Source organism: Enterobacter sp. 940_PEND (genome assembly GCF_001059415.1).
In the GTDB taxonomy this organism is placed as follows: domain Bacteria; phylum Pseudomonadota; class Gammaproteobacteria; order Enterobacterales; family Enterobacteriaceae; genus Enterobacter; species Enterobacter cloacae_M.
Map to the genome: position 1 here is coordinate 1 of NZ_JUMS01000072.1, position 2104 is coordinate 2104.

A 2104-nucleotide genomic window follows, 5' to 3' on the forward strand; every position below is an offset into this window, starting at 1 on the left:
CCTCAAAAACACCATCATACACTAAATCAGTAAGTTGGCACCATTACCTGCTTATTGCATTGCGTAATAGTATCGGTTTAACAAAAATTAATTCATCTCAGTTTATCGGGACGTTTTTTGGGTTGTTTATGGTTGGTTTTTTTGGAGCGGTTTTTGTGTTTGGTTGGGTTTATTATTTGCAAGGGTATCCCAATGAAGGAAGTATGTTTTTACAGGTTTTGTTGATTGTTCTTTTTTCTGCGGCAGTAAGTTCAATGGGGATGTTGATTGGTAGTTTTCTGGATAACATCAACCGTCCAATGCAGATCCTATCGGCTACCTCGATGGTTATTTTTTATGCGTCAGGAGCCTCGTTTCCTACATTTAATATGCCTGAATGGGTTGTGAAAACGATGGTGATTTTCCCATCAAGTACAATGATAAGTGGGTTTACTATGCTGAACTCTCAGGGGGCAGGTATCTATGAGTTGGCACCCGTAATAATAAAAATATCTTTGCTAGCAATTATATTATTTTTACTTGCTATGTATCGTCTAGTTTGGCAGAAGTAAGTATCCTCCGGCAGAGCCGGAGGCTTTAGGGTGAGCGCCTCAAAGGCGCCGACAAACCATGAGCCGCCCAAGGCGCCTGTTATACGTTCAGATTCATCTGGTCGTAACGTTCGTCTTCTCGCTCTTGCTTGCGTATGTAAGCCCTGACCGTGGCTTCATCCAGGCCTACAGTTGAAACAAAATATCCTCGTGCCCAGAAAACTTCACCAGTGAAGTTTTTTCCTCTGCCGAACTGCCGGGCTATCGCTATCGCACTTTTCCCCTTCAGATAGCCGACGATTGTCGATACCGAATACTTTGGTGGAATGCTGATGCACATGTGAACATGATGCCGCTGCTCGATACCCTCCGCGTAAGTCACGGAGTCGGACCGGTATGCCATGAGCTGGATATCGCCCCGTCGACATACTACCGGTACCAGAACCAACGTCAGCATCCGGAAAAACGCAGTCAGCGTGACCGGCGTGATGACCAGCTGAAGCTGGAGGTACAGCGCGTGTACGACGAAAACTACAGTGTCTATGGAGTTCGTAAGGTCTGGCACCAGCTGCAACGGGAAAGCTTCAGCGTGGTCAGATGCACCATCGCGCGACTGATGAAAAGCATGGGGCTTACCGGCGTGCGGCGGGAAAAAAGTACGAACCATGGTCAGCAGGAAAGAAGCTGCGGCAGGCGGCCGGGTAAACCGTCAGTTCGTGGCAGAGCGTCCCAATCAGCTGTGGGTAGCAGACTTCACGTACGTGAGTACTTGGCAGGGGTTCGCGTATGTAGCGTTCATCATCGATGTGTTTGCCGGCGGCATCGTGGGTTGGCGAGTGTCGTCATCGATGGAAACCACGTTCGTGCTGGATGCGCTGGAGCAGGCGCTGTGGGCCCGTCGCCCTTCCGGCACCATCCATCACTCGGATAAGGGCTCGCAGTACGTGTCGCTGGCGTACATGCAACGTCTGCAGGACGCGGGCTTACTGGCCTCGACGGGCAGCTCAGGCGACTCCTACGACAATGCGATGGCGGAAAGCATCAACGGCCTGTACAAAGCGGAGGTGATACACAGACAGAGCTGGAAAAGCCGAGCAGAGGTTGAGTTGGCGACGCTGACGTGGGTGGACTGGTACAACAGCGGCCGACTACTGGAACGGCTCGGTCACATCCCCCCGGCTGAAGCCGAAAGAGCGTATTATGCTTCCATCGGAAACGGAGCTATGGCAGCCTGAGTTCGCGGACTAAAAACTCTCCCGGAAAACCGGGGCGGTTCAGGATCTTCTTGAGATCCTCTCTACCTACGAGTAATCTCTTGCTCTGTAAACGAAAAAAACCGCCTTGCAGGGCGGTTTTATCGAAGGTTAAGCCAGCTTGCAGGCTGCTTAACCAGGTAACTGTCTTGTGCGAGACTAGTCACCAAAACTGTCCTTTCAGTGTAGCCGCAGTCAGGCCGCCACTTCAAGTACTCTCTAAATCTCTCGCACATCATCAGTTACCAATGGCTGCTGCCAGTGGCGTTAAGTCGTGTCTTTCCGGGTTGGACTCAAGACGATAGTTACCGGATAAGGCGC

General features: G+C 50.9%; 2 protein-coding genes and 2 pseudogenes. 2 read left to right on the forward strand and 2 right to left on the reverse strand.

Going from position 1 to position 2104, the window contains the following annotated elements; translation table 11 throughout:
- The coding region (locus ADJ24_RS24165; protein WP_161800467.1) for an ABC transporter permease at window positions 1–551 on the forward strand (551 nt) is incomplete at its 5' end.
- A 79-nt stretch (window positions 552–630) separates the two neighbouring features.
- Here ADJ24_RS24165 and tnpA read toward each other — a convergent pair.
- Window positions 631–882 (reverse strand): annotated as a pseudogene (tnpA, locus tag ADJ24_RS24805) (IS200/IS605 family transposase); the annotation flags it as partial.
- Here tnpA and ADJ24_RS24810 point away from each other — a divergent pair.
- Window positions 877–1765: pseudogene (locus ADJ24_RS24810) on the forward strand (IS3 family transposase); the annotation flags it as partial. The pseudogenes tnpA and ADJ24_RS24810 overlap by 6 nt on opposite strands.
- Before the next feature lie 256 nt (window positions 1766–2021).
- Here ADJ24_RS24810 and ADJ24_RS25750 read toward each other — a convergent pair.
- Window positions 2022–2104 (reverse strand): hypothetical protein (locus ADJ24_RS25750; RefSeq protein ID WP_049016780.1); only part of this gene is annotated, 83 nt, incomplete at its 5' end.